Here is a 22283-nt window from a genome sequence, read left to right as displayed (position 1 = left end):
ATGCGCCCGGTCGACCGCGGCCCTTTTTTCGCATCACCGTCGTAACGCAAGCGCAGTTGAATCGCCGCGACATATCGCCCGGACGCCGCGCCGCTCCCATCGCCCGTCGTCCTCCTTTATCCGGACTGGAGATGGCATCGATGAGCAAAGCGAAAACCGCACTTCTGACCACCCTGCTGCTGACCGCGCCACTGCCTGCGGCGCAAGCCGGGCGCATTCCCGATCTCGACCGTGAAACGCTGGCATCCGGCGATGGCTGGGCTTCGCTTGCTACCGCAGCCCTGCCGCACGCGACCACGGGCGGCTCGGCGGCCACCGCAGCGCGCGTGCACACCGTGTCCGACCGCAACGCACTGGTCGCCGCGCTGAACTTTCCGGACGCGACACCGAAGATCATCCGCATCGCCGGCGTTATCGACGGCAACGTCGACGCCGACAACCAACCACTCACCTGCGCCGATTACGCGCGGCCCGATGCGGTGACCAACACCCTCTATTCGCTCGATGCGTTCCTGGCGGCCTACGACCCGGCCGTATGGGGACGCACGAACCCCAGCGGTCCGCTCGAGCGTGCCCGCGTGGCCTCGGCCGCCGCGCAGCAGGCGCGCGTGCGCATCCGCATTCCCGCCAACACGACCATCGTCGGCGTCACGCCCGATGCGGGATTCCGCGGCGCCTGGCTGGACATCCGGCCCAGCAGCACCAGCGGCAACCAGCCGATGAACGTGATCATCCGCAACCTCAGCTTCGAGGACAGCTACGACTGCTTCCCGCAGTGGTCGCCCACCGACGGCGCGACGGGCAACTGGAACGCACTGTACGACTCGATCTCGGTACGCAACGCCACGCACGTGTGGATCGACCACAACGCGTTCCGCGACGTCGCCACACAAGACTCGACGTTGCCGACGTTCTTCGGCCGGATCTACCAGGTGCATGACGGCCTGGTCGACGTGACCAATGAGTCCGACCTGGTGACGATCTCGTGGAACCGCTTCAGCGACCACGACAAGACCATGCTGGTCGGATCTTCCGACAGCGCCACCGCCGACCGCGGCAAGCTGCGCATCACCCTGCACCACAACCTGTTCCAGGACCTGGGCCAGCGCGTACCGCGCGTGCGCTACGGCCAGGTGCACGTCTACAACAACCATTACAAGGTCAGCGACGAGGCCGCGGCCGAGCTCTATGGCTACAGCTGGGGCGTGGGCGTGGAGTCGCAGATATATGCGCAGAACAACCACTTCCGCGTCGGCGATTCGGTCGCGCCGGATCTTTTCATCGGCCGCTTCAACGGCCAGGCGATCCACGTCGCCGGCACGTTGCTCAACGGCGTGTCGGACAACAGCCAGGTCGACCCGGTCGCCGAATTCAACGCGGTCAACGGCAACGTGCTGAGCGGAAGCGTCAACTGGACGCCCGTGTTGCACGGCCCGATCGAGCCGGCGCGCACGGTGCCGGTGTCTGTGATCCAGGGAGCCGGGCCGTTCAAGTGACGCACCGACACGACATGCTGGATGTGCAACGGCGACGCCTGCTACAGGCGTCGCTGTTGGCCGGCGCCGGCGCACTGGCCCATCCGCTGTGGGCTGCTTCTGCGCGCCCACAGCCCGATGCAGTGGTGTCGCTGCAACCGCGTGCGGACCTGCGTGCTCCCACCTACGCAAGCGTGGGCGAGGCCATCGCGGCCGCTCCCGTCGACGGACGGCAACCGTTCCGCATCCTGGTCACGCGCGGACGCTGGCGCGAGAAGCTGGTCATCGACCGTCCGCACATCCACCTGATCGGCGAGGATCGCGCGCGCAGCGTGGTGCACTTCGACGCCGCGGCCGGCATGCGGCGCCCCGACGGCGAGCCCTGGGGCACCTGGGGCTGCGCCAGCGTGATCGTGCGCGCCGCCGACTTCCACGCGCGCAATCTCACCATCGAGAACACCTTCGACTATGTCGGCAACCTGCAGGCGCCGAAGTTCGAGCAGATCGGTCCCAACGGCGCGCAGGCGGTGGCGCTGATGCTCGACGCCGGCGCCGACCGCTGCGCGCTGGAGGACGTCGACATCCACGGACATCAGGACACGCTGTTCGTCGATGCCGGACGCAGCCTGTTCTCGCGCAGCCTGGTCAGCGGCAGCGTCGACTTCGTCTTCGGCGCCGGCAACGCCCTGTTCGAAGACTGCGAACTGCGCTCTCGCCATCGTCCCGGCAAGGACCGGCAGGGCTATGTCGCCGTGCCCTGCACGCCAGCGGCGCAACTGTACGGGCTTACGTTCATGCGCTGCCGACTGACGCGCGAAGCCACCATCGCCGACGCCAGCGTCGCGCTGGGTCGCGCGTGGCGCCCGGGCAGGACTTTTCCCGACGGCAAGTACGGCGATCCGGACGCCGTCGGTGCGGCCGTCTACCTCTCGTGCTGGATGGACGCGCACATCGATCCGCAGGGCTGGGATGCGATGGGTTACACGGCGCGCAACGGCGAGCGCGTGATGCTGCCTCCCGAGGCGGCCCGGCTGTACGAGCACGACAGCCGCGGCCCGGGGGCCAACCGTTCACCGTCGCGACGCCAGCTCGATCGGCGGATGCTCGCTCTGTATTCGCGCGAGCAGGTGCTGGGCGGCTGGGTGCCACAGATCTGATCCGACGGAGAGTTTCGATGAAGAACACGCGGTGGCCGGTCTTGCTGTCGGTGCTGGCCTTGGGGTTGTCGGTCCTGCCCGTCAGTGCCGCCGAGCGCGCAGTCGTCACGATCCACCTTGCCGGCGACTCGACGATGGCCGAGAAACTGCCGGAGAAGCGCCCGGAAACCGGCTGGGGCGAGTTCCTCGCTGTGCAGTTCCAGCCTGGCACGGTGGCGGTCGACAACCGCGCCAGGAACGGACGCAGCACCCGTACCTTCATCGAGGAAGGGCGCTGGCAGGCGTTGCTGGATGTGACGCAGCCGGGCGACGTCGTGCTGATCCAGTTCGGGCATAACGACCAGTCGGTGGAGAAGCGCGACCGCTACACGCCGCCGGCCGATTACGCGCGCAACCTGGAACGCTTCGTCAGCGACGTGCGTGGGAAGCAGGCGACGCCAGTGTTGCTGACGCCGGTGGCGCGGCGCCGTTTCGACGATGCGGGAAGGCTGCTGGACAGCCACGGCGAGTATCCGGACCTGGTGCGCGCCCTGGCGGCGCGCGGACAGGTCGCATTGATCGATATGCAAAAGCGCAGCGAAGCGGTGGTGCAGGAAGCGGGCGTGGAGGCTTCCAGGTCGCTGTTCCTGTGGGTGGCGCCGGGCCACGCGAACTACCCCAACGGCGTGGAGGACAACACGCATTTCTCGCCGAAGGGGGCGGCTTGCATCGCGTCGGAGTTCGCGATGGCGCTGCGTGGTTCGGGGTTGCCGTTGGCGCGGCGGTTGAAGGCGGATGTTGAGGCTGTGGATTGTCGTTAGCGCTCATGCAACAAAAAGCAGAAGCGCCCTTCAACCGCCCTTCGGGCACCTTCTCCCGCGCGCGGAGAAGGGAATCTCATAGCTCCACTGCGCTTGCGATGAGCCGGTTGCGGTGAAGGCGGCCGGCGCCCCCACTCCTCACTTCAACGGCGCACGCCGCGGCAGCGGCTTGCGAGGCTCCATCGTGTCCATGTCCCAGTCGGCGGGCACGAACGCCTGGCGCGTGGCTTCCTGCTTCGGATAACCGCCCACCTGCTCCTGGCTGTCGATGATGCGACCGCGCCCTTCGATGGTGTCGGCCAGGATGCGGCGGTCGACGTCGTCGCGGTCCCACGGGCGCGCGCCGGCGTTGGCGACGACGGCGTCCTGCACCTTGTCCGATGGCAGCAGCGTCACACCAAACGGCAACGCAGGCGCCTTGCGCATCGCATCGACGTGGATCGGCGTGGTCGTATAGCGGCCTTGCTGCGGCAGCGGCCGGCCGATGCGATCCAGCGCGATGTTGTCGTCCAGGTACACGTCGAGGTCGCCGGAGCCGCCGACGGTGAAGAACGCGAGTTCCTCGGTCGAGATGCCGGCGCGCATGACATTGCCGCGCACCGCCATCGCGCCACGCGAATACGGATGGCCCAGCCATTCCTCGGCGATCAGGTTGTAGTGCACGGCGCGCTGGCCCGGGTCATAGATCAGGTTGTTGATCACCTGCCCGCGCGCGCCGCCCTTGAACAACGGGTTGCGCTCGTAGTTGTGCGCGTAGAGGTTGCCGATGATCAGCACGTCGTTGACGTGGTCGTGGATCAGCGAGCCCTTGGAATGCTCCCCCTTGGGATGCGTGGCGTTGGCCAGGCCCTCGGCGATGATGTTGTTGCTGTAGGTGATGCGGCGCGAGGCCGCCTCCATCCACTGCTGCTCGCCCTCGCCAAGAAAGCGCGTGCTCGAGGCCGACAGGTTCTCGTCGGTGGCCCAGGTCAGCGAGCAGTGGTCGACGATCACGTCCTGCGCACCGCGCACGGTGGTGATCGCGTCGATGTCGCCGGACCACTTGGGCTTGTTGCCGTCGCCCGGGCGCATGCGTATGTGGCGCACGACCACATCGTGGGTGGCGATGGTCAGCCCGCCCTTGATGAAGGTGATGCCCGGTTGCGGCGCGGTCTGGCCGGCAATGGTCAGGAACGGCTCCGCGATGCGCAGCTCCTTCATGTCCAGGTCGACGACGCCGCCGACCTCGAACACGACGATGCGGGGCCCCGGGGTGGCGATGGCCTCGGCGAAGGAGCCCGGCCCACTCGCCGCCAGCGTGGTGACGCGCAATACCTTGCCCCCGCGACCGCCCGGCGTTTGCGCGGCCCAGCCCTGGGCACCCGGGAAGGCCAGCGCCGGTGTCCCCTGGGACACGGCGGCCGCCGGGGCCGTTTCAAACGCCAGGGCCGCCCCCCCGGTCAGGAAAGCCAGCAGGCCGGCTCCAATCCATGAAAAACCGCGCACACGCTTCGACTCCGCCATGCCTACCCCTCCCCGGACCACCTCCGAGTCTAGACCCGATTGTCAATGACACCGGTTTCCTATACAACTCCTTCGACGAGATACCGCCAGGGGATGACACACGGCATGAATGAGATCGCGCCCGAAGTGGGCAGCCACGACAGCGCCGCCATTGCCCGGCGGCTGGTTGCTGCCAGGCGCCAGGCCCGGGCGCTTCCGGAGTATCCCGGCACACTGCCGCGGACACTCGACGAGGGCTATGCCTGCCAGGACGCCGCCATCGCGCTGTGGGGACAGCCGATCGTGGGCTGGAAGGTCGGGCGCCTGTCGGCGGACTGGGAGGCGAAGCTGGGCGAGGAGCGGCTGGTCGGCCCGGTCTTCGCCGGCTCCGTGCAGGCACCCCGCTCCGGTGAGACCGCGCGCTTCGCGGTGATTCCCGGCGGGTTCGCCGCGGTCGAGGCCGAGTTCGTGTTCCGCATGGCCGCCGATGCGCCGGCGGACAAGACCGACTACAGCCACGAGGAAGCCGCCGCGCTCGTCGATGCCCTGCTGGTCGGCGTCGAACTCGCCGGCAGCCCGCTGCCGCTGATCAACGTGCTGGGTCCGGCGATCGTGGTCTCGGACTTCGGCAACAACGCCGGGCTGATCCTCGGGCCTGAGATTGCCGGCTGGCGCTCGCGGGACGAGGCCGCGATGCGCTGCGCGACCTTCATCGAAGGCACGTCGGTCGGCCTGGGCAGCGCGGCGTCCATCAGCGGCGGGCTGCTCGGGGCACTGGCCTTCGCGCTGTCGCGCTGCGCCCGTCGCGGCTACCCGCTGAAGGCGGGCATGCTGGTCACCACGGGCGCCGCCACCGGCATCCATGACATCGTCGCCGGGCAAAGTTCGCGCATCAGCTTCGGCGAACTGGGCGAACTGCATTGCGACGCCGTGCCGGCCGTCCCGTTGTCCGCATCCGAGGATCCGCACGCATGACCACGCGCCGCACCTTCCTGACCGGACTGGCCGCCGCCTGCGCTGCGAGCGCGCTGCCGGCGGGCGTCCTGCGCGCGACGGGCTCGACCGGCGCACGCGTGCTCACCGTCACCGACGTGCACGTCAGCGACTACCCGACGGTGCAGGCGGTGCGCTGGATCGGCGAGCAGATGGAGCGCGAGACCGGGGGCCGCGTGCGCATGCGGCTGTATCACTCCGGCCAGCTCGGCCGCGAATCGGAGGCCATCGACATGGCCCGGTTCGGTGCGATCGACATGACCCGCGTCTATTCCGGCGCGCTCAACAACGCTTTCCCGCTGACGCAGGTGCTGTCGCTGCCGTACGTGTTCGATTCGGTCGCGCACCTGCGCCGCGCGCTCGATGGCGAGGTCGGCGCGACCGTGTTGCGTGGCTTCGCCAAGCGCGACCTGGTCGGCCTGGCGATCTACGACAGCGGCGCGCGCTGCTTCTACAACGTTCGCCACCCGATCGTCACGCCCGCCGACCTGCACGGCCTGAAGTTCCGCGTGCCGGCCTCGGACATCTTCATGCAGATGATCCGCCTGTTCGGCGGCAACCCGACGCCACTGGCGTACGGCGAGGTGTTCTCCGCGCTGCAGACCCACCTGATCGACGGCGCCGAGAACAACCTGCGCAGCTTCCACTCCAGCCGCCAGTTCGAGGCCGCGCACTACTGGTCGCAGACCGAGCATTCGTACGCGCCCGACGTGCTGCTGATCTCGCGGCGCAGCTTCGATTCGCTGCAGCCGGGCGACCGCGCCCTGCTGCTCGACATCGCCAGGCGCTCGGTCGCGGTGATGCGCCAGGCGTGGGACGAATCGGAAGCGGCATCCAAGGCCGCACTGGTCCAGGCCGGCGTGCGCATGAACGACTGCGACCTCGACGCGTTCCGCGCGGCCGTGGCGCCGCTGCTCGCGCAATACCGCCGCGATCCGGCGATCGAAGCGCTTTACCGCAACGTCCGATCCCTGGCCTGAGGCATCACGATGGCAGACGCACATACCGCAATGACGCCCGGGCTGGACGAAGCGGCCGCCAACGCCGACGCATACGACCGACCGCGTGGCTGGCTGGACCGGCTGGCGAGTTTCTCCACGGCGATCGCCGGCTTCGCATTGCTCGGCATGGTGGCCGTGCAGGCGCTGCAGGTGTTCGCGCGCTACGTCCTCAACGACTCGCCCGGCTGGACGGAACCGGTCGCGTTGCTGCTGCTGAACACCGCGATGAGTTTCGGCGCGGCGGCCGGCGTGCAACGCGGCTCGCACTTCGGCTTTTTCATCCTGGTGCATTCGGCCGGCCCGCGGCTGCGCCGCGTGCTGACCGCGATCTCCAGCCTGGTGATCGGCTCGATCGGCGCGGTGCTGGCGCTGTGGGGCGGCGAGCTGCTGCTCGACGGGATCGACATCCCGATGGCTGGCGCCCCGCTGCCGCAAAGCGCGGTCTACGCGCCGATGTCGATCGCCGGCGCCCTGATCTGCCTGTTCGCCCTGCAGCGCCTGGCCGCTGCGTTCATCGCGCCGATCGCGCAGCCCCGGAGTGAATGATGGAAGTCGCGGTTCTGTTCGGCGTATTCGCCCTGCTGCTCATCATCGGCGTTCCGGTCGCTTTCTCGCTGGCCTCTGCTGCGCTTGCCACGCTGATCTACATCGGCCTGCCGCCCATCGTGATGGTGCAGCAGACCGCCGCCGGCGCCGGTAGCGCGTCGCTGATTGCGATCCCGCTCTTCATCTTCGCCGGCGAGATCATGCTGCGCGGCGGCATCTCGGAGCGGCTCATCGGCCTGGCCTCGGCGCTGGTCGGCCATCTGCGTGGCGGCCTGGGCCAGGTCAGCGTGCTGTCGTCGCTGTTCTTCGGTGGCGTGTCCGGGTCGGCCATCGCCGACGTCTCGGCCATCGGCAGCGCGATGATTCCGCAGATGGTGCGGCGCGGCTTCGACCGCGACTTCGCGGTCAACGTCACCATGACCGCGGCGATGGTCGCACTGCTGGTGCCTCCGTCGCACAACCTGATCCTGTACTCGGCCTCGGCCGGCGGCAGCATTTCGATCGCCGACCTGTTCGCGGCCGGCATCCTGCCGGCGCTGCTGATGACCGCCACGCTGATGCTCACCTGCTGGGTGATCGCGCGGCGTCGCGGCTACGCCATCGAGGCGTTCCCGGGCTTCGGCGTGGTGCTGCGCCGTCTGGTCGCGGCGCTGCCTGGCCTGTTGCTGGTGGCGCTGATCTTCGTCGGCATCCGCGCCGGCATCTTCACCGCGGTGGAGAGCGCCGCGATCGCGGTGGTGTACGCGCTACTGGTCACCACGCTGGTGTACCGCAATCTGGGCTGGCGCGACTTCCTCGAGACCGTCACCGGCGCCGCGCGCACCACCGGCATGATCCTGTTCGTGATCGCCTCGGCGGCGTCGTTCGGCTGGCTGCTGGCCTACCTGCAGGTGCCCACGGCGGCGGTGGACGCACTGACCTCGCTGACCACCGACAAGACCCTGCTGCTGTTGCTGATGATTCTGATCCTGCTGGTGCTGGGCACCTTCATGGACCTGGCGCCGATGATCATCATCTGCACGCCGATCTTCCTGCCGCTGGCCAAGGCGATCGGCGTGGACCCAGTCCACTTCGGCGTGATCCTGATCCTCAAGGGCGGCATCAGCCTGATCTCGCCGCCGCTCGGCTCGGTGCTGTTCGTCGGCACCGCGATCGGCAAGATCAGCATCGGCGAGACGCTTCGCACGATCTGGCCGTTCTGGCTGGCCGCGTTCGCGGTGCTGCTGGTGGTGACCTTCGTCCCGCAACTGTCGCTGTGGCTGCCGGCGATGCTGAAGTCGTGACGCTGCGGACGCGGGCGGGCAAGGCGGTCCACCGCTGATCACGCGAATGACGCGAGGCCATGCGACCGACGCGGTGGCACAAGCGGGCCGTGACGAGATGAGGAGACGATGACGCCGCGAAGGGCCCTGGGCCTGCTGGCGCTCGCCGCGCTGCTGCCGGGCGCTCGCTCGGCTGTCGCTGCGGCCGGGCTCTACACCGCCGGCAGCGGAACGGTGCGTTTGCTCGATTACCGGTACCGGGCGTTGCCGTGAAGCCCGGCTAGAATGTCGTAACCACTCCGTGATCCCGCCATGACCAAAACCGCACCGCGTCGATCCCGCGCCCGCCCGGTCCAGGATCCGTCGCAGGACACCGCGCTGCCGGCCGGCAAGGCCACGATCAACGACATCGCCCGGCTCACCGGCGTGTCGAAGAAGACCGTGTCGCGCGTGATCAACGACTCGCCGCTGGTGCATCCGGAAACGCGCGAGAAGATCCTCGCGTTGATGAAGCAGCTGGGCTACACGCCCGACCCGCAGGCGCGCGGGCTGGCGTTCCGGCGCTCGTTCCTGATCGGGATGATCTACGACAACCCGACCGCGCAGTACATCGTCAACATGCAGTACGGCGCGCTCGACGCCCTGCGCGACTCCGGCTACGAGCTGGTCGTGCATCCCTGCGACAGCACGCAGGAGGATTACATCGACAGCGTGCGCCGCTTCGCGCTGCAGCAGAAGCTGCACGGCGTGATCCTGATCCCGCGCGTATCCGAGGACGAGCAACTGGCCGCGGCGCTGCGCGAGATCGGCGTTCGCTACGTGCGCATCGCCTCCATTCCGCTCGACGCGGGCCCGCAGATGGTTGTCACCCAGGACCGCCAGGCCGGCACCGAGGCCGCCAACTACCTCGAATCGCTCGGCCACCGCACGCTGGGCCTGATCACCGGTCCACGCCGCTACCGCTCCACCATCGAACGCGGCGGCGGATTCGTGGAGGGACTGAACGAGCGCGGCGTCGAACTGCCGGCCGACTACACCTACGAAGGCGGTTACACCTTCGAGTCGGGCGTGGCCGGCGCCGAATACCTGCTGGCCAAGTCGCCGCGTCCGACCGCGATCTTCGCCTGCAACGACGAGATGGCCGCCGGCGTGTACAAGGCGGCGATGCGGCGCGGCCTGTCGATTCCCGGCGACCTGTCCGTGGTCGGCTACGACGACAGTCCGCTGGCTTCGCAGTTGTGGCCGGCGCTGACCACCATCCACCTGCCTATCCGCGACCTGGGCCGCCAGGCGGCGCAGATGCTGCTGTCCGACGAACCAGCGCCGGACGAGGCCGCCACGAGCGCGCCGCGCCTGGTCACGCCGCAACTGGTGGTGCGCGATTCGAGCCAGCGGCCGAAGGGCTGACCCGCCGCCCTACGTGATCGGCGGCGCGTGCAGCCGGCCGAGCTTGTCGGGGTTGCGCATGATGAAGATGTCGCGGACGCGGCCGGCATCGTCGTAGTCGAACGTCACCGACGCCGCCGATTCGCCGCCGTCGTCCTCCAGCGACAGACCGCGGCTGCCGTTGATCTCCATGAAGACCCAGCGGTAATCGCTCCAGTAGCGCTGCATCACCGCCAGGAAATCCAGCACGCGTTGCTTGCCGTGCAGGACTTCGCGCACGGCGGTGACCTTGCCGCCGCCATCGGCACGCAGCGCGATGTCCTCGGCCAGCAGGCCGGCCAGGCCGCTGGTGTCGCCGCTGAGCACCGCAGACTCGAACGCCGCCAGCAATTGCTCCTGCTGCGGGCGCGGCGTGACATGACGAACGTGCGTTTTCTCGATGTTCTCGCGGGCACGCGATACCAGCTTGCGGCAGGCGGTTTCCTGCATGTCCAGGATCGAGGCGATTTCCGGATACGGCCGGTCGAAGATCTCGTGCAGCAGGTAGGCCGCGCGCTCCTTCGGAGTCAGGCGTTCGAGCATCAGCAGGAACGCCGTTCCCAACGACGACGCCAGCAACGCGTGTTCGGCCTGCATGTCGTCCACCGCGGTGTGGATGGGTTCGGGAAGCCACGAGCCGACGTAGTCGACGCGGCTGCGGTGCGCCGAGCGCAGCACGTCGATGCAGCGACGCGTGCAGGCCGTGGTCAGCCAGGACGCCGCGTTGTCGATCGTGGCGTGGTCGGCCTCGCTCCATTTCAGGAAAGTGTCCTGCACCGCATCCTCGGCATCGGCGCGCGAGCCGAGGATGCGGTAGGCCAGGCCCATCAGCAGCGACCGGTTGGCTTCGAAGGCGGCAATGGCGTCGGCAATGGGCGGCATGTCGGTGTCGTGCGTCCTCAGTGATTGGAAACCTGGATGCGGTTCCACAGATTGATCATCGCCACTTCCGCGGTCAGCGCGCCGATCTGCTCCTCGCTGAAATGCTCGCGCAGCGACGCCCGCAGCACAGCGTAATCGGTGCGCTGGTCGAGCACCGTCAAGGCCTCGGTCCAGGCCAGTGCCGCCTTCTCGCTGGCGCTGAAGTCCTCGACGTGGCGCCAGACGACCAGCCGTTCCAGCCGCTCGTTGCTCTCGCCGTGCTCGCGCGCCTCGCGCACGTGCATGCGGATGCAGAAGGCGCAGGCGTTGATCTGCGAGGCGCGCAGATGCACGAGGTGGCGCAGTCCTGCTTCGAGCCCATGGCCGTTGATCACGGGGTGGACTGCGGCAAGGGTCTGGTAGACGTCGCCAATGACGGTCTCATGGCGGACCGGACGGCCGGCGGCAGGGGCGGCGGCGGGATGCGTGGATACGGTGGTGCTCATGGGGGTCATTCCTGGGGGACGGGAAATCCGTCGTTCACTGGTATGACGATCCGGCACGCCCGGTTGTGACGCGTCCCCGGCCCGCCTGTCGCGGAAGCCCGTCCGGCAAGGCTTTCCGGGGCGAGCCAGGCTTATTGACACCGGTTACCTAAACCTCGCTATCATGGTCCCATCCCGCCGCGCTCCCAGCCGGCCGCGCCATGCATTCCGGAGGCCCCGATGTTCCGCAAGACCTACCACGCCACCCATCCCGACATGATGGCCGGCGCCAGCAACGACCAGCTGCGCGAGCGCTACCTGATCTCGAATCTGTTCACCCCCGGCCAGGTCACGCTGAACTATTCGCACAACGAGCGCTTCGTGATCGGCGGCGCCGCCCCGACCACGGCGCCGGTGTCGCTGCCGGCCCAGACCGAACCGGCCTCGGCCGCCGGCAAGCCGTTCCTGGAGCGCCGTGAGCTGGGCATCGTCAACGTCGGCGCCGGCACCGGCACGGTGACCGTCGACGGCACCGCCTACACGCTGCAGCCCAAGGACGGCCTGTACGTGCCGATGGGCAGCGCGCAGGTCGAGTTCGCTTCCGGCGACGCGGCCAACCCGGCCAAGTTCTATCTCGCCTCGACGCCGGCGCATGCCCGCTTCGAGGTCAAGCACATCTCGATCTCGCAGGCGGTTCCGCTGGAGCGCGGCGCGCTGGAAACCTCCAACGAGCGCACGATCTACCAGTACATCGTCCCGGCCACGTGCAAGTCCTGCCAACTGCTGCTGGGCCTGACCATCCTCAAGCCGGGCAGCGTGTGGAACACGATGCCGCCGCACCTGCACGACCGCCGCTCGGAGGTCTACTTCTACTTCGACCTCGCCGACCAGCGCGTCATGCACTTCATGGGCGATCCGGCCGACATGCGCCACCTGGTCATCGCCAACGACGAGGCCGTGGTGTCGCCGCCGTGGTCGATCCACATGGGCTCGGGTACCAAGAACTACTGCTTCATCTGGGCCATGGGCGGCGAGAACCTCGACTACACCGACATGAACCAGCTCGATATCTGCCAGTTGAAGTAACACCGCGCCGCCATCCTCGCGAAGGCGGGGATGACGGAATCCACGTCCGTCGGATGGCCGCTGCGCGGACGTCCGGCGACCGTCCTTGGATTCCCGCCTGCGCGGGAATGACGAGCAACGCACGCATAGCAAAGGGGAATTGTTGATGGCCAATCCGTTCAGTCTCGAAGGCAAGGTCGCGCTGGTCACCGGCGCCAACACCGGCCTGGGCCAGGGCGTCGCGATTGCGCTCGCCGAGGCCGGCGCCGACATCGCCGCCGCCGGCATCGCCCCGCCGACCGAGACGCAGGAGCGCGTGCGTGCGCTCGGCCGCCGCTTCGTCGCCATCGAGGCGAACCTGTCGAGCCTGGAGCCTATCGACCGCGTCGTGCGCGAAACGCTCGACGGCCTCGGCGGCCTCGACATCCTGGTCAACAACGCTGGCCTGATCCGTCGCGCCGACGCGGTGGATTTCAGCGAGAAGGACTGGGACGACGTCATGAACGTCAACATCAAGGGCGCGTTCTTCATGGCCCAGGCCGCCGGCCGCCACATGATCGCCAAGGGCTCGGGCAAGATCATCAACATCGCCTCGATGCTGTCGTTCCAGGGCGGCATCCGCGTGCCCTCGTACACCGCCAGCAAGAGCGGCATCGCCGGCATCACCCGCCTGCTCGCCAACGAGTGGGCGAGCAAGGGCCTGAACATCAACGCCATCGCGCCGGGCTACATGGCCACCGACAACACCGCGCAGTTGCGTGCCGACGAGCAGCGCAGCAGCGATATCCTCGGCCGCATCCCGGCCGCGCGCTGGGGCGAGCCGTCCGATCTCGGCGGCGCCGCGGTGTTCCTGGCCTCGCGCGCGTCGGACTACGTCAACGGCGCGATCATCCCGGTCGACGGCGGCTGGCTGGCGCGCTGACACCACCTCTTGCGAGGCAAACGACGATGCCCCCCTCCCCACGTCGATATCGCCTCACGGCTGCGGTCCTGCCGATTTCGATCGGGATGATCGCGGCCGCTTTTTCATTCGCCGCAACCGCCTTCGCACAGGAGGCAGTACCTGCATCGTCGCAGCACGGTTCCTACGTGGAGAACGCACGCGACATCGCCGTGCAGCAACCCGGTCCGCATGAGGGACTGGGCACCACCACTGCCTATCCGTTCTTCGAGGCGTCGCCGGACTTCGATATCGTGTTCCGCCAGCGCGCGCTGCATCCGGGCGCGACCATCGGCGAACACCGCAACGACAAGGACGAGATCTATTACGTGCTGTCGGGCCGGGGCGAACTCACGCTGGATGGGAAGGGGAGCGAAGTCGGGCCGGGAGACGCAATCCTGACCCGCGACGGCAGCACCCACGCACTCGCCCAGCGCGGCGAGCAGGACCTGGTCATCATCGTGGTCTATCGCAAGCGCGCGCAGGCCGTCGCGCCGAATAAACCCTGACGTCGGATCAGCGCTCCGGGTGGCGAAGCCACAGGTCGGCCAGCCGCTCGTCCTCGAACACCCGGGCGTCGATGCCGGCTTCCAGGGCATAGATCTCGCAGTACTCGACTTCCTGCAACCCGTTGGGCTTGGCATGGGCGATGCGCACGCGCTCCAGGCCCTGACCTTCCATCGCCTCCACCAGCGCGCGCCATTGCTCCGCCGACAGCGCCGGGCCGGTCATGCGATCGACCAGCAGCACGCCGCGCGCGTCGTGACGGCGCACGTGATCGACGATGAGTTGCCAGGAGGCGATGGTGTTCTCCAGCGTGCCCTCGCCGCCCACTTCGGCGCGAAGCCCGGCCGGATGGGGTCGGATCGAGATCGACAGGGCATCGTGCCCCACGGGTGCACCCCGGCGATTGCCATCCGCGTGGCCGTGGCGACGCTCCGGTCCGACGTAGGTGTTCATCGATTTCCGTTATCTCCCGCAGGCCACATCGCGGTAGACGTCGGCATCGTCGCCGAACGGTCAACCGCCAGTCAGGCCCCGGAAAGCGGACCGGCGCTTCACCCGGGTGACGTCGCATCAGCCGTGTGGCGCGCATGTACGGACTGCACCGGACAAAAAACGGCCGGTGAGGACACCGGCCGTTTTCGTCACACCTGGTTGCCGCGCATCAGAAGCGGTAGTTGGCGCTCACGTACCAGAACGCACCCGGCAGGTCGTAGGTACCCGCGTCGTAACCGTTGAGCGAGCAGGTCACGCAAATCGGCGGTTCCTTGCCGAACGCGTTGTTCACACCCAGCGTCAGCTTCAGGCCTTCGGTGAACGCTTCCTTCCAGTTGACCTGGAAGTCGTTGTACGTGACCGAACCCAGGGTGTTCATCTGCTGCGGATTGAGACAGCCCGGAACCTCGGCGATGGTGGCGTTGGTGCAGTCCTCCTCGACCGAGCTGATGTAGCGGATGTTCCAGTTCGCGTCCCAGTTGCCCTTGCCCCAACCCAGCTGCACGTTGGTCTGCCATTCCGGGATGGCGCTGTCGTTGACCTCGATGCCGACCGCACGCTGGGCGACGTTGCCATCCTGGTCGACCGCCTCGTAGTCGTTGACCCAGGTCGACTGCAGCGACCCGGTCAGGTGGCCGAAGCCCCATTCCGGACTCAGCCAGTTGACCTTGAAGTCGGCGCCATCGGTTTCGATCGTGCCGAGGTTGGCCAGGCGGTTCTGCGGCGGGAACAGGTTGCCGGTGAAGTTGCGGGCGAAGGGCGCGCAAGCCGGGCCGGTGCCGCCCTGCTCCTCGTAGCACTTGTCGAGCAGCGACTGGATGTCGGCCGCCTGGATCGCGCCGTCCACCTTGTAGTTGTAGTAGCTGACCTCGAAATCGAGCTTGTTAGACCAGCTCTGGCCTTCCGCCCAGCTCGGGGCGTACACCGCACCGACGGTGTAGTTCTCCGACTCTTCGGCATCCAGATCCGGGTTACCACCGGTGAAGGTGATGATCTGTGTGTTGGCCTGCTCGAAGCCGTTCGGGACGCCGGCCCCGACGCACGCCGCTTCCAGACCTGCCGAGACGCCGTTGGACGTATCGACCACCGGTGCACCGGTCGGGCCGCAGGGGTCGGTCAGGGTCGCGCCGAACTGGGTCAGACCGTACAACTCGCCGAGGTTCGGCGCGCGGAAGCCTTCCGACCAGGTGCCGCGCAGCACCAGGTCTTCGATCGGCTGCCAGCGGAAGCCGACCTTGCCGGTGGTGGCGCTGCCGAAGGTCGAGTAATCCGAGTAACGGATCGCCGCCGACAGTTCCAGGCTCGACAGGATCGGGAAGTTGAACTCGGAATAGACCTCGTCCACGTCATAGCTGGCCTTGACCGGGAACGCCTGCGAGTCCTGCGACTCGCCGGTCTGGCGCAGCGGATCGGGGTTGAACTCGCCGCGATAGCGACGATGTTCCACGCCCGCCGCGAAGCCGGCGGTGCGATCGCCGATGTTGAACATGTCGCCGGTGACGTTGGCCTGGTACAGGTCCAGCACCTGTTCGCTGGAGTCGATCTGGCGCGTACGGATCCAGTTGATCTGATCCTGCGTCATCGGACGGGTCTGGCCGCCGAACAGGTCGAGCGGGACGCAACCCTGCACCTGCGCACACACGGCCGGGTCGCCCAACGCGGTCTTGATCTTGGCGACGTTGTAGCCGTTGAGGAAGGTCTGCTCGGCCTTGTTCTCGCCGTGCGCGTAGTTGGCATCCCAGCCGAAGTTACGGCTGCCGATGTCGAACACGCCGTCCAGGCCGATGTTGAAGTAGGACGTATCCACGTCCTGGGTGAAGATGCGCGGGCCGACTTCCAGCGGACGGCGACCGATGAAGCTGAAGTTGTCGCCAGCGGTTAGCGCGATGCCGAACGGGTTGTACGGATTGTTGGCCGCCACCGAGATGGTGTCGGCGATGCCGCCGGTGCCTGCATCGGGACCGACGAAGATCGGCTCAGGCGCGGCCTGGTTGGTCGAGGTGCGGTTGTTGTACAGGCCCTTGACGTGCAGGCGCGTGTTGTCGGTGATGTCGTAATACAGATTGGTGAAGATCGACTTGCGCTTCTGCGGCGTCAGCAGCAGGTTGAACGGTGCGAAGTTGAAGCGGTCCGCTGCGGCGAAGCGGTGATAGGTGCCGCCATTGGGGTTGTTGGGATCCCACACCGGTGTTGCGGTGCCGTCGTTGAGCGTCACGCTGTAGAACGAGGCATCGTTGGTGGCGTCGCCGCAGAAACCCGGGGAGCCGACCGGCTGGCGCGGATCGCAGAACACGAAGCGGCCCTGCGGGACACCGGAGCTGCCAGCGCCCGGACCTGCGCCCGGTTCCGGCACGGCCGACTGGTCCCACGAAGCGGAGCTGATGTCTTCCTGCTCGAAGTAACTGGCGGTGAAGACACCCGACCAGCGCTCACCGCTGCCGCCCAGGGTCAGGCTGATGTCGGTGGTTTCGCCACCGTCATCGTATTGGCCGTAGTAGGCATTGGCTTCGGCGCCGTCGAAGGTGCGGCGGGTGATGATGTTGATCACGCCGGCGATGGCATCGGAGCCGTAGATCGCCGAGGCGCCGTCTTCCAGCACTTCGACGCGCTCCACGATCGCCATCGGGATGGTGTTGAGGTCGGCACTGCCGCTGACGCCGGAGGCGGAGGATTCGTTGACCCAACGCACGCCGTCGACCAGGACCAGGGTGCGCTGCGAACCGAGGTTGCGCAGGTCGACCTGGGCCGAACCGGCGCCGATGCCGCCGCCGTCCGGCGGATAGCCGAAGTTGCCCGACGAGTTGAACTTGGCGTTGAGCGCCTTGCCGGAGGAGGTGAGCTGCTGCAGCAGTTCGCCCACGGTCTGCAGGCCGGTCTGCTCGATCTTGGTGCGGTCCAGCACGAACACCGGCTGTGCCGTGACGGCATTGGTCTGCTTGATGCGGGTACCGGTGACGGTCACCGTGTCGAGCGTGGTAGCCGACGGCTGCGTCGGCGGCGGCGTGGTCTCCTGCGCGGCCGCGAGGCCCGGCAGACTGATCAGCAACGACAACTGGATGGCTTTCGCCAGGGACTGACGACGGAACGCTTTCATCTCTCTCTCCCTCGAAAAATGGCAATAAAGCAAGGCGGCCGCGCACCCCTGTCCGCACGACGTGGCATAAGTTGTAAACAATTCGTTACTAAGCCACAAGTCGGCAAAGGACACGGTCACTTTCGGCACAGCGGCAGCCGGCGCTTTCTCCTGCGCTGTGCAGACGAGGCAGCAGAAACGTCGGAAGCAGTCCAGACCGGCCAGTCGGGCATTGCAGCGAGCTCAGCCCCCCAGCAGCAGGCTCACCCCCACCACCACCAGGAAACCGGCGAATACCCGCTTGAGGGTGTCGCCGTGGAGCCGGTGGGCCAGCCTGGTGCCATAGGGCGCGGCCAGCACCGAGGCCACCGCGACCCCGGCCGCCGCCGGCAAGTAGACGTAGCCAATGGCGTGCTCGGGCAGTGCGCCGGCCGGGGCGTGCAGGGCATACCCGACCGCGCTGGCCAGGCCGATGGCGACGCCGCAGGCCGAGGAAGTGCCCACCGCCCGTACCGGGGCGATACCCCGCCAGACCAGCAGCGGCACGGTCATGCTGCCGCCGCCGATGCCGACCACCGCCGACACCGCCCCGATCACCACGCCCGCCAGGCTCATCGGGGCGCCACGCGGCGGTGACGCGGTGTTGCCGTCGACACCTTTGCGGGTGCCGCCCAGCAGCAGTTGCAGCGCGGCGAGGAAGCAATAGCCGGCGACGATGTAGCGCAGCACGTCATCGTCCACGCGCACGGCGATGCCGCTGCCCAGACAGCCACCGAGCAGCAGACCCGGCACCATCCACGCCACCGTCGGCCACATCACGCTGCCGCGTCGCGCATGCGCGCGCGCCGAAGCCGTCGCGGTCAGCACGATGCTGGCCAGCGAACTGGCCAGCGCGGCATGCATCGCCGCTTCCTGCGGAATGCCCAGCGTAGGCAACAGCCAGACCAGCGCGGCGACCAGCACCAGTCCGCCGCCGACACCCAGCAAGCCGGCAAGCACGCCGGCGATCGCACCCAGTGCGAGAAACGCAATGACCGCTGTGAACACTCCGCACTTCTCCTTTCGTCATGACAATCGACGATCAATTCCATCGCGTGCACGCATGTGACTCACGCAACATCCATATCGTCCAACATGAACCGTCGCATTTCATGCGGCCGCAAACGTCAAACGACGCTTCACATCGCTGGGCTATAGTCCCCGCCATGCGCCTCCCCCGACGCCTGACCATCGTACTCGCCGCACTGGCGAGCGCTTTCATCCCCGTGGCCTGTGCCAAATCGAGCGCGTCCTCCGCATCGACGACGATGGCGGCGGTCGTGGCCGTCAACGATCCGCAATTGCCGCGCGTACGCGCCGCGATCGAGGCTGCCGAAGCCGGGCAGTACGACGCCAGCCAGTACGCCGACCTGGTCCGTCATCCGTTGTACGGATGGATCGAGTACGCCTACCTGCGACGCAACATCGACACGCTGTCGAACTCGCAGGCGCAGGGGTTCCTGTCGCGTTACAGCGGCCAGCCCGTGGCCGAGGCGTTCCGCGAGGTCTGGCTGCCGGCGACCGCCCGACGCGAGGACTGGACGGCCTATCTGGCGGCGTGGAATCCGCAGCCCTCCAACAAGCTGGACAAGAACACCGCATTGCGTTGCGGCGAGTTGAATGCGCGCCTGCAACAGGGCCGCGCCGACGCGCAATGGGTCGCCGATGCGCAGGCGATCTGGCGCAGCACCGGCAAGCAGCTGCCCAGCGATTGCGAGAAGCCGATGCAGGCACTGGCCGAACGCGATGGCGGCCTCACTCCCGAAATGCGCTGGGAACGCATCGACCTGGCTGCTGACGCGTGGCAACCCTCGGTGATCCGCATCGCCGCCGCCGGGCTGCCGGCGGAGGAGCAGGCGCTGGCCAACGACTACGCCGCGTTCTTCGATACCCCGCACGAGCGCGCACTGGCCTGGCCGAAAACCGAGCGCAGCCGGCGCATGGCGTCGCAGGCGCTGGCGATGCTGGGCAAACAATCGCCGGACGATGCCGAAGCGCAACTGCCCAAGTACGCCGATGCGCTCGGCTTCACCGAGCAGGACCGTGGGCGCGTGCTGTACCAGATCGCGCTGTGGACCGTGGCTTCCTACGGGCCCGCATCGGCGCGTCGCCTCAACGCCGTGCCCGCCTCTGCCTACGACGAGCGCCTGCACGAATGGCGCGTGCGCGAGGCGCTGGCGCGCTCGGACTGGCGCGCGGCGCAGGCGGCGATCCAGAAGATGGGCGACAAGCAGCGCGGCGATTCACGCTGGCAATACTTCCTGGCCCGTCTGCATGAACGCTCCGGCAGTCGCGCGAGCGCCGAGCCGCTCTACCGTGAAGCCGCGCGCAAGCCGGAATTTCACGGCTTCCTCGCCGCGGACCGGATCGGCGCACCCTATGCCTTGTGTCCGCGCGTGGTCGACGACAACGCGGCGGCAAAGACGGCCGTGGCGAGCGATGCGGCCATCGTCCGCGCGCTGGGACTGTTCCGCATCGACCGCGTCGGCTGGGCGACGCGCGAGTGGGATGAAGCGTTGTCGCGCTTCAACGACGACCAGCGCCGGGTCGCCGTCGAGGTTGCGCAGAGCTACGGCTGGTTCGACCGTGCGGTGTTCTCGCTGGGCAAGAGTCCGGACGAACTGCGCCTGTACGAGCTGCGCTTCCCGCTGCACCACGACGAGACGATCAAGCGCGAAGCGGCGAAGAACCGGCTCGACCCGGCCTGGATCGCCGCCGAAATACGCGCCGAGAGCGTGTTCTACCCACGTGCGCGTTCCGGAGCGAACGCGATGGGCCTGATGCAGGTGCTGCCGGAAACGGGCGCCGACGTGTCCCGCGACCTGGGCCTGCCCTGGGGCGGTGCCGACAGCCTGTACGACTCCGACACCAACATCGTCCTGGGCAGTGCCTACCTGCGGCAACTGCTCGACAAGTACGGCGGACAGCCTTACCAGGCCATCGCCGGCTACAACGCCGGCCCGACGGCGCTGGCGCGCTGGCAGTCGCAGCGGCCGGGGATGGACCCGGACTTCTGGATCGAGACGATCAGCTACAAGGAGACGCGCGACTACGTGGCCCGCGTGCTCGCCTTCAGCGTGATCTACGACTGGCGCCTCAACGGCGACGCGCTGGCATTGGACGACCGCATGCGCGGCCGTCTCGACGGACCGCGCAAGCGGTTCGCGTGTCCTGTGCAGGCGCCGCCACCGAGCGAGGCGGCGCGACGCAAGCCGTCGCAGCAAACGTCGCCACAGCGGGCTTCGTCACAGCCTTGAAAGGCGCGCGGGGCCTACACTTGGCCCATGGCACGTCGTCATGTGGTGGTCCTGGGCGGAACCGGCTTCGTCGGCCGGCATCTGGTTGCACGCCTGTTGCAGGGCGGCGATCGCGTCACCGTGCTCGGCCGCGGGCGTGGCGCCGACGAGCGCGCGTACAACGCCAAGCGTGCGCTGCTTCCGCGCGAGGCCAGCCTGATCGAAGGCGACGTCAGCGATACCGATTTCCTGGCCGCGGTGCTGGACGACGCCGACGCGGTGGTCAACCTGGTCGGCATCCTCAACGAGAAGGGCGATCGCGGCGAAGGTTTCGAAGCCGTGTTCGTCGGCATCACCGACGCATTGATCGCGGCCATGAAACGCATGCAAGTGCGCCGCCTGCTGCAGATGAGCGCGCTCAACGCCGGTCGCGGCGACAGCCATTACCTGCAGTCGCGCGGTCGCGCCGAGCAGCACGTGCGCTGCAGCGGGTTGGATTGGACGCTGCTGCGCCCCTCGGTGATCGCCGGGCCGGGCGATGGGCTGTTCTGCCGGTTCGACCGGCTGCTGCAATTGTCGCCGGCCTTGCCGATCGGACGCGCCGACGCGAAGTTCCAGCCGGTGTGGGTGGGCGACGTTGCCGAAGCCTATGCCCGTGCGCTAGACCAGCCCGCCAGCATCCACGAGAGCTACGACCTGGTCGGTCCGGACGTCATGACCCTGGCGCAGATCGTGCGCCTGACCGCCCGCGCGCGCGGCCGCCATCGCGTGGTGCTCTCCTTGCCCAATGCGCTGGGCAAGCTGCAGGCCGATGTCGGCGAATTCCTGCCCGGCAAGCCGATCAGCCGCGACAACTGGCGCACGCTGCAACTGGACTCGGTGAGCTTCAACGACGACCTGCGCAAGCTCGGCATTGCGCCGACATCGGTCGAATCGAAACTGGACGAGATCCTCGCCGGCTGTTGAGCGGGATTCCGGCCCTCCAACGTCGGCTTCCGGCAAAGTCTGAAACGCGCGGGTTCGATAGCGTGTGACGACCGCGTGCGGCGATGGTCGCCGACGCCTTGAAAGGAAGCAGCCAATGACCAACACATTCCTGATCGCCCTCGCCCTGTCCGGCCTGATGAGCGGCCAATCCGGCACCGCCCCCCAGGCAGCGCCCGCAGCGGCGCCCCAGTCGGCGCCAGCTGCAGCGCCTGAGGCCACCACCATCGTCGGCAGCAAGCACGCCTCGGAAACCGTGCGTACCAGCGACGCCGACGAGAAGGTCACCTGCCGCAATGAGCGCAAGGTGGGCAGCAACATGATCACGCGAGTGTGCAAGTCCGGGGCGCAGCGCAAGGCCGACGCCCAGCAGGCCCGTGATGCGATGCAGTCAGGTCGGGGCATCAATAGCCTGGAGGACTGATCGCCGGCAGCTGATCACTTCACCAGCGCCCCGCTC

At 67.8% G+C, this 22283-nt stretch carries 21 protein-coding genes; 15 read left to right on the top strand and 6 right to left on the bottom strand.

The genetic code is table 11. The features are described 5' to 3' along the window. Positions 1 to 140: 140 nt before the first annotated feature. Genes J2X06_RS01840 through J2X06_RS01830 form a run of 3 tightly spaced genes read left to right on the top strand, consistent with a single transcriptional unit; the run spans position 141 to position 3432 of the window. Positions 141 to 1496, top strand: a complete 1356-nt coding sequence (locus J2X06_RS01840; protein ID WP_310057519.1) for a pectate lyase family protein — start codon at positions 141 to 143, stop codon at positions 1494 to 1496. After that, complete coding sequence (locus J2X06_RS01835; RefSeq protein WP_310057516.1) at positions 1493 to 2632, top strand: pectinesterase family protein; 1140 nt, start codon at positions 1493 to 1495, stop codon at positions 2630 to 2632. Before J2X06_RS01840 ends, J2X06_RS01835 begins: the two co-directional genes overlap by 4 nt. Positions 2633 to 2649: 17 nt before the next feature. Further along, on the top strand, positions 2650 to 3432 hold the full coding sequence (locus J2X06_RS01830) for a rhamnogalacturonan acetylesterase (RefSeq protein WP_310057513.1): 783 nt from the start codon (positions 2650 to 2652) through the stop codon (positions 3430 to 3432). A gap of 138 nt (positions 3433 to 3570) precedes the next feature. Here the strand turns inward: J2X06_RS01830 and J2X06_RS01825 are convergent, their stop codons facing one another. Beyond that, positions 3571 to 4935, bottom strand: coding sequence for a pectate lyase family protein (locus J2X06_RS01825; protein WP_310057510.1), 1365 nt, complete (start codon positions 4933 to 4935; stop codon positions 3571 to 3573). Positions 4936 to 5040: 105 nt separating this feature from the next. Here J2X06_RS01825 and J2X06_RS01820 point away from each other — a divergent pair, with 105 nt between their 5' ends. The 6 genes from J2X06_RS01820 to J2X06_RS01795 all read left to right on the top strand — a co-directional run bounded on the left by J2X06_RS01820 (position 5041) and on the right by J2X06_RS01795 (position 10123). Then, entirely contained in the window at positions 5041 to 5889 is an 849-nt protein-coding gene (locus J2X06_RS01820) for a 2-keto-4-pentenoate hydratase (RefSeq protein WP_310057507.1), read from the top strand. Then, positions 5886 to 6887, top strand: coding sequence for a TRAP transporter substrate-binding protein (locus J2X06_RS01815; protein WP_310057505.1), 1002 nt, complete (start codon positions 5886 to 5888; stop codon positions 6885 to 6887). The genes J2X06_RS01820 and J2X06_RS01815 overlap by 4 nt, the downstream gene beginning before the upstream one ends. Before the next feature lie 9 nt (positions 6888 to 6896). Continuing rightward, complete coding sequence (locus J2X06_RS01810) at positions 6897 to 7454, top strand: TRAP transporter small permease (RefSeq protein ID WP_310057502.1); 558 nt, start codon at positions 6897 to 6899, stop codon at positions 7452 to 7454. After that, the gene (locus J2X06_RS01805; protein ID WP_310057500.1) at positions 7454 to 8737 is read left to right on the top strand and encodes a TRAP transporter large permease; all 1284 of its coding nucleotides are present in this window, start codon (positions 7454 to 7456) and stop codon (positions 8735 to 8737) included. The genes J2X06_RS01810 and J2X06_RS01805 overlap by 1 nt, the downstream gene beginning before the upstream one ends. 108 nt (positions 8738 to 8845) lie before the next feature. Next, positions 8846 to 8989, top strand: coding sequence for a hypothetical protein (locus J2X06_RS01800; protein ID WP_310057499.1), 144 nt, complete (start codon positions 8846 to 8848; stop codon positions 8987 to 8989). Positions 8990 to 9028: 39 nt separating this feature from the next. Further along, positions 9029 to 10123: a LacI family DNA-binding transcriptional regulator gene (locus tag J2X06_RS01795; protein ID WP_310057496.1), complete on the top strand. Its 1095-nt coding sequence runs from the start codon at positions 9029 to 9031 to the stop codon at positions 10121 to 10123. Between the two features lie 9 nt (positions 10124 to 10132). Here J2X06_RS01795 and sigJ read toward each other — a convergent pair whose 3' ends face one another. Beyond that, the gene (sigJ, locus tag J2X06_RS01790) at positions 10133 to 11023 is read right to left on the bottom strand and encodes an RNA polymerase sigma factor SigJ (protein WP_310057493.1); all 891 of its coding nucleotides are present in this window, start codon (positions 11021 to 11023) and stop codon (positions 10133 to 10135) included. A gap of 17 nt (positions 11024 to 11040) precedes the next feature. Further along, positions 11041 to 11508 (bottom strand): carboxymuconolactone decarboxylase family protein, encoded by a 468-nt coding sequence (locus J2X06_RS01785; protein ID WP_310057490.1) that lies wholly within the window; start codon positions 11506 to 11508, stop codon positions 11041 to 11043. Between the two features lie 219 nt (positions 11509 to 11727). Here J2X06_RS01785 and kduI point away from each other — a divergent pair, with 219 nt between their 5' ends. The 3 genes from kduI (at position 11728) to J2X06_RS01770 (ending at position 14001) form a co-directional block, all read left to right on the top strand. Continuing rightward, positions 11728 to 12573: a 5-dehydro-4-deoxy-D-glucuronate isomerase gene (gene kduI / locus J2X06_RS01780; protein WP_310057488.1), complete on the top strand. Its 846-nt coding sequence runs from the start codon at positions 11728 to 11730 to the stop codon at positions 12571 to 12573. A 145-nt stretch (positions 12574 to 12718) separates the two neighbouring features. Then, on the top strand, positions 12719 to 13474 hold the full coding sequence (gene kduD / locus J2X06_RS01775; protein ID WP_310057486.1) for a 2-dehydro-3-deoxy-D-gluconate 5-dehydrogenase KduD: 756 nt from the start codon (positions 12719 to 12721) through the stop codon (positions 13472 to 13474). Positions 13475 to 13500: 26 nt separating this feature from the next. Beyond that, positions 13501 to 14001, top strand: a complete 501-nt coding sequence (locus J2X06_RS01770) for a cupin domain-containing protein (protein WP_310057484.1) — start codon at positions 13501 to 13503, stop codon at positions 13999 to 14001. A 7-nt stretch (positions 14002 to 14008) separates the two neighbouring features. Here the strand turns inward: J2X06_RS01770 and J2X06_RS01765 are convergent, their stop codons facing one another. The 3 genes from J2X06_RS01765 to J2X06_RS01755 all read right to left on the bottom strand — a co-directional run bounded on the left by J2X06_RS01765 (position 14009) and on the right by J2X06_RS01755 (position 18611). Next, complete coding sequence (locus J2X06_RS01765; RefSeq protein WP_310057481.1) at positions 14009 to 14452, bottom strand: hypothetical protein; 444 nt, start codon at positions 14450 to 14452, stop codon at positions 14009 to 14011. 208 nt (positions 14453 to 14660) lie between these two features. After that, positions 14661 to 17585, bottom strand: a complete 2925-nt coding sequence (locus J2X06_RS01760; protein ID WP_310057479.1) for a TonB-dependent receptor plug domain-containing protein — start codon at positions 17583 to 17585, stop codon at positions 14661 to 14663. Between the two features lie 222 nt (positions 17586 to 17807). Beyond that, positions 17808 to 18611, bottom strand: coding sequence for a sulfite exporter TauE/SafE family protein (locus J2X06_RS01755; protein ID WP_310057477.1), 804 nt, complete (start codon positions 18609 to 18611; stop codon positions 17808 to 17810). Positions 18612 to 18769: 158 nt separating this feature from the next. Between J2X06_RS01755 and J2X06_RS01750 the strand changes: the two genes are divergently transcribed. The 3 genes from J2X06_RS01750 to J2X06_RS01740 all read left to right on the top strand — a co-directional run bounded on the left by J2X06_RS01750 (position 18770) and on the right by J2X06_RS01740 (position 22247). Next, positions 18770 to 20860: a lytic transglycosylase domain-containing protein gene (locus J2X06_RS01750; RefSeq protein WP_310057475.1), complete on the top strand. Its 2091-nt coding sequence runs from the start codon at positions 18770 to 18772 to the stop codon at positions 20858 to 20860. A gap of 27 nt (positions 20861 to 20887) precedes the next feature. Further along, positions 20888 to 21805 (top strand): complex I NDUFA9 subunit family protein, encoded by a 918-nt coding sequence (locus J2X06_RS01745; protein WP_310057473.1) that lies wholly within the window; start codon positions 20888 to 20890, stop codon positions 21803 to 21805. 115 nt (positions 21806 to 21920) lie between these two features. After that, complete coding sequence (locus tag J2X06_RS01740) at positions 21921 to 22247, top strand: hypothetical protein (protein WP_310057470.1); 327 nt, start codon at positions 21921 to 21923, stop codon at positions 22245 to 22247. Positions 22248 to 22283: the final 36 nt, after the last annotated feature.

This window comes from Lysobacter niastensis (assembly GCF_031457115.1).
Classification (GTDB): Bacteria; Pseudomonadota; Gammaproteobacteria; order Xanthomonadales; family Xanthomonadaceae; genus Lysobacter_J; species Lysobacter_J niastensis_A.
The sequence above is the reverse complement of the archived record's forward strand: the minus strand, read 5'-3'. Positions and strand labels throughout refer to the sequence as shown.

Coding starts and splice junctions, on each gene's coding strand:
- J2X06_RS01750 (WP_310057475.1), top strand. CDS start 18,770: ATGCGCCTCCCCCGACGCCTGACCATCGTACTCGCCGCACTGGCGAGC.
- J2X06_RS01795 (WP_310057496.1), top strand. CDS start 9,029: ATGACCAAAACCGCACCGCGTCGATCCCGCGCCCGCCCGGTCCAGGAT.
- J2X06_RS01825 (WP_310057510.1), bottom strand. CDS start 4,935: ATGGCGGAGTCGAAGCGTGTGCGCGGTTTTTCATGGATTGGAGCCGGC.
- J2X06_RS01770 (WP_310057484.1), top strand. CDS start 13,501: ATGCCCCCCTCCCCACGTCGATATCGCCTCACGGCTGCGGTCCTGCCG.
- J2X06_RS01745 (WP_310057473.1), top strand. CDS start 20,888: ATGGCACGTCGTCATGTGGTGGTCCTGGGCGGAACCGGCTTCGTCGGC.
- J2X06_RS01820 (WP_310057507.1), top strand. CDS start 5,041: ATGAATGAGATCGCGCCCGAAGTGGGCAGCCACGACAGCGCCGCCATT.
- J2X06_RS01810 (WP_310057502.1), top strand. CDS start 6,897: ATGGCAGACGCACATACCGCAATGACGCCCGGGCTGGACGAAGCGGCC.
- J2X06_RS01830 (WP_310057513.1), top strand. CDS start 2,650: ATGAAGAACACGCGGTGGCCGGTCTTGCTGTCGGTGCTGGCCTTGGGG.
- J2X06_RS01805 (WP_310057500.1), top strand. CDS start 7,454: ATGGAAGTCGCGGTTCTGTTCGGCGTATTCGCCCTGCTGCTCATCATC.
- J2X06_RS01765 (WP_310057481.1), bottom strand. CDS start 14,452: ATGAACACCTACGTCGGACCGGAGCGTCGCCACGGCCACGCGGATGGC.
- J2X06_RS01760 (WP_310057479.1), bottom strand. CDS start 17,585: ATGAAAGCGTTCCGTCGTCAGTCCCTGGCGAAAGCCATCCAGTTGTCG.
- sigJ (WP_310057493.1), bottom strand. CDS start 11,023: ATGCCGCCCATTGCCGACGCCATTGCCGCCTTCGAAGCCAACCGGTCG.
- J2X06_RS01740 (WP_310057470.1), top strand. CDS start 21,921: ATGACCAACACATTCCTGATCGCCCTCGCCCTGTCCGGCCTGATGAGC.
- kduI (WP_310057488.1), top strand. CDS start 11,728: ATGTTCCGCAAGACCTACCACGCCACCCATCCCGACATGATGGCCGGC.
- J2X06_RS01785 (WP_310057490.1), bottom strand. CDS start 11,508: ATGAGCACCACCGTATCCACGCATCCCGCCGCCGCCCCTGCCGCCGGC.
- J2X06_RS01840 (WP_310057519.1), top strand. CDS start 141: ATGAGCAAAGCGAAAACCGCACTTCTGACCACCCTGCTGCTGACCGCG.
- kduD (WP_310057486.1), top strand. CDS start 12,719: ATGGCCAATCCGTTCAGTCTCGAAGGCAAGGTCGCGCTGGTCACCGGC.
- J2X06_RS01815 (WP_310057505.1), top strand. CDS start 5,886: ATGACCACGCGCCGCACCTTCCTGACCGGACTGGCCGCCGCCTGCGCT.
- J2X06_RS01800 (WP_310057499.1), top strand. CDS start 8,846: ATGACGCCGCGAAGGGCCCTGGGCCTGCTGGCGCTCGCCGCGCTGCTG.